The following is a 6,796-nucleotide window of genomic DNA, read 5'->3' as shown; positions in this document are numbered from 1 at the left end:
GGGGGAGATGCCCTCTAATCACCGCGGATTGCGCGGCGGAGCGGAAGGGTCCCCCGACCCCGCCCACCACCCAGGTGGCGGATCGCGGGAACCCGGCGCCTTGCGCTCCGGGGGGGGAGATGTCATCCTACCGCCTCGCGTCCCGGGTCCGGGCGCGGTCTTGTCTCTGCGCGCATCCACGCGCGCCCCACCTCATGCCAGGAGGGATCCGATGAAGAAGTACCAGTGCACCATCTGCGGCTACGTGTACGACCCGGCCAAGGGCGACCCGGACCACGGCGTTGCGCCGGGCACAGCCTTCGAGAGCCTTCCCGACGACTGGACCTGCCCGGACTGCGGCGCCGAAAAGGCCATGTTCGAGCCCATGTAGCCCGATGGGACCCGTGGAGATCGTACCCGGCATCCGCTGGGCCGGAGTGCTCGACCCGCAACTGCGGGTCTTCGACGTCATCATGCGCGCCGAGCACGGCACCACCTACAACTCGTTCGTGGTGGAAGGCCGGGACAAGGTGGCCGTGATCGAGGCGTCCAAGGGGAAGTTTGCGGACGTCTACCTGGAGACCCTCGCCAAGGCGGTGGACCCGGCCCGGATCGACTACGTGGTGCTCAACCACCTGGAGCCCGACCACTCGGGCGCCCTGGGAGCGCTGCTGGAGAGGGCCCCCCGAGCCCGGGTGGTGGTCTCCAAGGCGGGGCGGGTCTTCGTGCAGCACATCCTGAACCGAGACGTGAACCCCCTCACCGTGGGCGACGGCGACCGGCTGGACCTGGGGGGAAAGACCCTGCGGTTCCTCCACGCGCCGTTCCTCCACTGGCCCGACACCATGTTCACGTATGCGGAGGAGGACGGGGTGCTCTTCCCCTGCGACTTTCTCGGGGCCCACTACTGCGACGACCGGCTCTTCGACGACCGGGTCGACGACTACAGCGACGCCTTCGCGCACTACTTCCGGGTCATCATGCGGCCCTTCAAGGAGCATGTGCGCCAAGGGCTGGGAAAGATCCGCGACCTGCCCCTGCGGGTGGTCTGCCCGAGCCACGGCCCCCTGCTGCGCGCGGGGATCGCCGGTTGCCTGGAGAAGTACCGGCAGTGGAGCGAAGAGCCGCCCCGGGGCGACCGCAGGCGCCTCTTGGTGCTCCACGCGAGCTCCTACGGAAACACCGCCCGGATGGCCGAGGCGGTGGCCCGGGGGGCCGAGGCCGCCGGGGCGCAGGTGGCCGTGCGCAGCCTCCAGGGGCTCGACCTGGAAGTCCTGCTCGACGAGATCGAGGCGGCCGACGCCCTGGCGGTGGGTTCCTGCACCATCAACGGCGACGCCCTCGAGCACGTGTGGGCGCTGTTCAGCGCGATGGCCACGATCAAGGTCAAGGGAAAGCTCGGCGCGGCATTCGGCTCGTTCGGATGGAGCGGCGAAGGACCCAAGATGATCTCGGACCGCATGCGGGGTCTGCGCTTTCGGGTGCCCGAGGAGCCGGTGCGGGTGCAGCTCGTCCCCACCGCAGAAGACCTGGCCGCCTGCGAGTCCTTCGGGATGCGCCTCATCGAGACCCTGTAGGGCCTCGTGATCGAAGACGCCGTGGAGACAGGGCGGAGCCTCACGCTCCGGGCGCCGGCCAAGGTGAACCTCTTCCTCGAGGTGCGCGGCCGGCGGTCCGACGGCTACCACGACCTGCGCATGTTCCTGGCGGCGGTGAGCCTCTTCGATCGGCTCGAGGTCGAGGCGCTGCCCGAGGAGGGGCGCATCGAGGTAGAGGTGGAAGGCGCGGCGGGGGTGCCGGGGGGCGAGGAGAACCTCTGCCACCGGGCGGCCCGGATCTACTTTGCAGAGAGCGGCGTCCGGGGGGGCGCTCGGGTGAGGGTCGCCAAGAGGGTTCCCGCGGGGGCCGGGCTGGGGGGAGGGTCCAGCGACGCCGCGGCGACCATCCTGGGCCTGGAGCGCCTGTGGCACCGGCCGCTTTCGGCGGCCGCCAGGGCGCGGTGCGCCTTCGGGGTAGGGGCCGATGTGCCCTTTTTTTTCGCCCGGGGACCCGCGTGGGTAGAGGGGATCGGGGAATCCGTCACTCCCGCGGCCCCCTTCGAGCCGCTGTGGCTCGTGCTGGTCCACCCCGGCGCGTTTCTGTCTACGGCACGGGTGTTTTCGCTCCTCACTCCGGGGTTGACATCCCCCGGGGCGGCCCATACCATAGCGCAGTTCAATTTTCGGGGGTTTGTCGAAGCCCTTCGCAACGACCTGGAAGGAACGGCTCGGGGGCTGGAGCCGAGGGTCGGAGAGGCCCTGGACCTCCTGGGGGCCGCCGGCGCGGCGGGGCGCCTCATGTCGGGTTCGGGCTCGTCGGTGTTCGGCCTGTTTCCCGGGGAAGAGGCGGCGCGCAGGGCCGGGGCCCGGCTGGAACGGGAAGCCGGAAGCCGGGGCTGGCGGGTCGACGTGGTCCATACCCTGGCGCCGGGTGCGTTTCCGTTTGTCGCGTGACGTTCGGACTGGGGCGTAGACAAGCGGTAAGTCACCGGATTTTGATTCCGGCAATCGGAGGTTCGAATCCTCCCGCCCCAGCCAATTTCCGATCCTCCGAGCGGAGCACCCGCGCTCCTCGAGACCATCGATGCACAACGTTCGCATCTTTACGGGGAGCGCGAATCGCCCGCTGGCTGAGTCCATCGGGCGACATCTCGGATTGCCCCTGGGCCGGGTCACCTGCAAGACCTTCAGCGACGGCGAGATCGCCGTGGAGATCGAGGAGAGCGTCCGGGGTTGGGACGTGTTCGTGGTCCAGCCCACGTGCCCCCCGGTGAACCACCACCTGATGGAGCTCCTGGTGATGATGGACGCCCTCAAGCGGGCGAGCGCCAACTCCATCTCGGCGGTCATCCCCTACTACGGGTATGCGCGGCAGGATCGAAAGGTCCACCCGCGGGTGCCCATCACGTCCAAGCTGGTGGCCGACCTGCTGACGGTGGCGGGTGCCGACCGGGTGCTCACGGTGGACCTGCACGCGGGGCAGATCCAGGGGTTCTTCGACATCCCGGTGGACAACCTCTTTGCGGCGCCCGTGCTGCTCGACGACTTCCGCAAGCGCTTCCAGAAGGACCACCTGGTGGTGGTGAGCCCCGACGCGGGGGGGGTGGAGCGGGCCCGGGCCTTTGCCAAGCGACTGGATGCGGGCCTGGCCATCATCGACAAACGGCGGGAGAAGGCCAACGTGAGCGAGGTCATGCACATCATCGGCGAGGTGGAGGGCCTGGACGCCATCCTCCTGGACGACATGGTGGACACGGCCGGCACCCTCACCAACGCCGCCCGCGCCCTCAAGGCCAACGGGGCGCGCAGGGTCTACGCGGCGTGTACGCACTCCGTGCTCTCGGGGCCGGCGGTGGGGCGGATCGTGGACTCTCCCCTCGAGGAGCTCATCACGACCGATACTGTTCCCCTGGGGCAGGAAGCCGCAGGGTGCGGAAAGATTCGGGCGCTCACCGTGGCGCCGCTCCTGGCGGAGGCCATCCGCCGGATCACCGAGTGCGGCTCGGTGAGCTCGCTCTTCGTCTAAGATCGTCTACGACAAGATCCACCTTTTGAGCGATTCGAGAAAGGATGTTGCCATGCGCACCGAAGTCGAGTTCGCGGTAGAGGCCAAGGCGACCGCGGGAAAGGGGGCGGCCCGGAAGTCGCGGGCCGCGGGCAAGGTTCCCGGCGTGGTCTACGGCCCGACCCTGGAGCCGGTGATGATCACCTTCCGGGAGCAGGACCTGGCCAAGGCGCTCTCGACCCCCGCCCAGCGCAACGTGTTCCTTCGCCTTCGGTCCGGCGACGCGCGCATCGACGGCATCCGTGCTTTGGTCAAGGACCTCCAGGTCCACCCCTTGAAGCGCGTATTCGTCCACGCAGACCTCTACAAGCTCGACCCGGAGCGCCCCATCCACGCCACGGTGCCCATCCGCATCCTGGGCACGGCCGCGGGGGTGAAGCTCGGGGGCATCCTCCAGGTGGTCCGCCGGGAGCTGCGGGTGGTGTGCCTGCCCGACCACCTCCCGGAGTCCGTCGAGGTGGACGTGACGAACCTCATGCCGGGCCACTCGATCCACGTGTCGGACCTGCCGGTGCCCGAGGGCGTCCAGGTGCTGACCGGGTCGAAGCTGGCCGTCTGCGCCGTGATCGCTCCCTCGAGCACTGTCGAGGAAGCCGCGGCCGCAGCGGCCCCGGCGGGCGAGGCGGCCCCCGCGGCGGAGTAGGAGGGCGTGGCCTGCCCGGGCCCCGCGTGGCTCGTGGTCGGGCTCGGCAACCCGGGGGCGCGGTACGAGGCTACCCGACACAACGTGGGGTTTGCGGTTTGCGAGCTTCTCGCGCGGCGATGGGGAGCGCCCCCGTGGCGCGGGGCGTGCCGGAGCCGGGTGGCCGCCGCGCGGTGGGAAGGTCGCGACGTCCTCCTCGCCGAGCCCCAGACCTACATGAACCGCAGCGGCGAGGCCGTGCGGGAGCTGGTGGGGCACGCAGGCGCGGAGCTCGGGCGTGTCTTGGTCGTCCACGACGATCTGGACCTGCCCTTCGGGCGCCTGCGGATCCGAACGGGAGGGGGCGCGGGCGGACACAACGGCCTGCGCTCCGTCCTGGAGACCCTGGGCACGGGGGACTTTCTCCGGCTCAAGGTGGGCATCGGCCGGCCGGAGGAGCCGGCAGGGGTGGTGGAGCACGTGCTCTCCCCCTTCTCCCCGGGAGAGCAGGCAGAGCTCCCGGCCCTGGTCGAGCGGGCGGCCCAGGCCGTGGAGACTATCATCGTCGAGGGGCCCTCGCGGGCCATGCACCGTTACCACACATGACCTCGGGATGCAGAGGGAAAGGGAGGAACGCATGGAGAATCTGATGGTTTGGACCGTTTACGCACCCTTCTTCGGGGTGGCCGGGCTGATCGTGGCGGGCCTGGTGTACTCGTGGATCAAGAACCAGTCCGAAGGCAACGAGCGGATGCGGGAGATCGCGGGCTTCATCCACGAAGGAGCCATGGTCTTCCTCCAGAGCGAGTACAAGATCCTCGCCATCTTCATCGCGGTGGTCTTCCTTCTGCTCTTCTGGCAGATCCACCCCATGACGGCCTGGTCCTTCCTCTTCGGGGCGGCCTGCTCCATGCTCGCCGGTTTCTTCGGCATGAAGGCGGCCACCCGGGCCAACGTGCGCACCTCCGAGGCCGCTCGGGAGTCGGGCATGGGCAAGGCCCTCTACATGGCCTTCTCCGGCGGCGCCGTCATGGGTCTTTCCGTAGCCAGCCTGGGGCTGGTGGGCCTGGGAACCCTGTACTACTTCTTCGGGACCCCCGAAGCCGCCCTCTACATCAACGGGTTCGCCATGGGCGCCTCGTCCATCGCGCTCTTCGCCCGCGTGGGCGGCGGCATCTACACCAAGGCGGCCGACGTGGGCGCCGACCTGGTGGGCAAGGTGGAGGCGGGCATCCCCGAGGATGACCCCCGCAACCCCGCGACCATCGCCGACAACGTGGGCGACAACGTGGGCGACACCGCGGGCATGGGCGCCGACATCTTCGAGTCCTACGTGGGCTCGGTCATCGCCACCCTGGCCATCGCGGCCACGAGCGCGGTGATTCCCGCCGAGCAGAAGCTCGCCTACATGGCCTTCCCGATGCTGGTGATCATGGCGGGCCTCATCGCCAGCGTCATCGGCGTCTTCTCCATGAAGCTCCTGGAGAGCCAGGGTCCGGCCAAGGCGCTGCGCAACGTGACCTTCGTCTCGGCCATCCTCCTGGTGGCGGCGGCCTACGGGATCGGACAGGGCCTGGGCCTTCCCACCGGCGTCTTCTGGGCGGTGGTCTTCGGCCTGGTGGCCGGCATCCTGATCGGGCTCACCACCGAGTACTACACGGCGGCCAGGCCCATCATCCGGATCGCCGAGGCTTCCCAGACCGGGCCGGCCACCAACATCATCACCGGGCTGGCCGTGGGACTGGAGAGCTGCGCCATCCCCGTGCTCTTGATTGCCGCCGCGATCTTCGGTGCCTTCGAGATGGCAGGGCTCTACGGGATCGGCATCGCGGCCGTGGGGATGCTCTCCACGGTGGGCGTCACCATGAGCGTGGACGCCTACGGGCCCATCGCCGACAACGCGGGCGGCATCTCCGAGATGGCCCACCTGGGACCCGAGGTGCGAGCCATCACCGATACCCTCGACGCCCAGGGCAACACCACCGCCGCCATCGGCAAGGGCTTCGCCATCGGCTCCGCGGCGCTGACGGCCCTGGCGCTCTTCGCAGCCTATCAATCCGCGGCCGGCCTGGCGGTCATCGACCTCAGCCAGCCTCGGGTCATCATCGGGCTTCTCATCGGCGGGATCATCCCCTTCCTGGTGGGCGCCATGACCATGACCGCGGTGGGCGACGCGGCCTACGAGATGGTCAGCGAGGTCCGCCGCCAGTTCCGGGAGATCCCCGGCCTCATGGAGGGGACGGGCAAGCCCGACACCGCGGCCTGCGTGGCCATCTCCACCAACGCCGCCCTCAAGCGCATGATCGTCCCCGGCCTCACCGCCGTCATCGTCCCGGTGGCCGTCGGGTTTGCGCTGGGCGCCCAGGCCCTGGGCGGGCTCCTGGCCGGCGCCACGGTGACCGGCGTCCTCATGGCCCTCTTCATGGCCAACTCGGGCGGGGCGTGGGACAACGCGAAGAAGTACATCGAGAAGGGCGCCCTGGGAGGCAAGGGCAGCGACGCCCACAAGGCCGCCGTGGTGGGCGACACCGTGGGCGACCCCTTCAAGGACACCTCCGGGCCCTCCATGAACATCCTCATCAAGCTCATGAG

Annotated in this window: 7 protein-coding genes and 1 tRNA gene; all 8 read left to right on the top strand. The window is 69.4% G+C overall.

Annotated features, from left to right (window positions below):
- Positions 1-211: 211 nt before the first annotated feature.
- Positions 212-370 (top strand): rubredoxin, encoded by a 159-nt coding sequence (gene rd / locus AB1578_21060; protein ID MEW6490386.1) that lies wholly within the window; start codon positions 212-214, stop codon positions 368-370.
- Positions 371-374: 4 nt separating this feature from the next.
- Positions 375-1,556 carry an FprA family A-type flavoprotein gene (locus AB1578_21055; GenBank protein MEW6490385.1) on the top strand — a complete coding sequence of 394 codons (1,182 nt, stop codon included), beginning with the start codon at positions 375-377 and terminating at the stop codon, positions 1,554-1,556.
- A gap of 6 nt (positions 1,557-1,562) precedes the next feature.
- Entirely contained in the window at positions 1,563-2,471 is a 909-nt protein-coding gene (locus AB1578_21050; GenBank protein MEW6490384.1) for a 4-(cytidine 5'-diphospho)-2-C-methyl-D-erythritol kinase, read from the top strand.
- A 9-nt stretch (positions 2,472-2,480) separates the two neighbouring features.
- A tRNA-Gln gene (locus tag AB1578_21045) sits at positions 2,481-2,555 on the top strand.
- A 46-nt stretch (positions 2,556-2,601) separates the two neighbouring features.
- Positions 2,602-3,543, top strand: a complete 942-nt coding sequence (locus AB1578_21040) for a ribose-phosphate pyrophosphokinase (protein ID MEW6490383.1) — start codon at positions 2,602-2,604, stop codon at positions 3,541-3,543.
- Positions 3,544-3,595: 52 nt separating this feature from the next.
- The gene (locus tag AB1578_21035) at positions 3,596-4,225 is read left to right on the top strand and encodes a 50S ribosomal protein L25 (protein MEW6490382.1); all 630 of its coding nucleotides are present in this window, start codon (positions 3,596-3,598) and stop codon (positions 4,223-4,225) included.
- Between the two features lie 6 nt (positions 4,226-4,231).
- Positions 4,232-4,810, top strand: a complete 579-nt coding sequence (gene pth, locus AB1578_21030) for an aminoacyl-tRNA hydrolase (protein MEW6490381.1) — start codon at positions 4,232-4,234, stop codon at positions 4,808-4,810.
- 31 nt (positions 4,811-4,841) lie between these two features.
- On the top strand, positions 4,842-6,796 hold a 1,955-nt coding region (locus AB1578_21025; GenBank protein MEW6490380.1), incomplete at its 3' end, for a sodium-translocating pyrophosphatase.

This window comes from Thermodesulfobacteriota bacterium, assembly GCA_040756475.1.
In the GTDB taxonomy this organism is placed as follows: Bacteria; Desulfobacterota; Deferrisomatia; order Deferrisomatales; family JACRMM01; genus JBFLZB01.
This window is presented reverse-complemented; position numbering and strand designations above follow the sequence as displayed.

What these genes read in the sequence shown, in the direction of transcription:
- AB1578_21035 (MEW6490382.1), top strand. Translation starts at nt 3,596, where the DNA reads ATGCGCACCGAAGTCGAGTTCGCGGTAGAGGCCAAGGCGACCGCGGGA.
- AB1578_21055 (MEW6490385.1), top strand. Translation starts at nt 375, where the DNA reads ATGGGACCCGTGGAGATCGTACCCGGCATCCGCTGGGCCGGAGTGCTC.
- AB1578_21040 (MEW6490383.1), top strand. Translation starts at nt 2,602, where the DNA reads ATGCACAACGTTCGCATCTTTACGGGGAGCGCGAATCGCCCGCTGGCT.
- rd (MEW6490386.1), top strand. Translation starts at nt 212, where the DNA reads ATGAAGAAGTACCAGTGCACCATCTGCGGCTACGTGTACGACCCGGCC.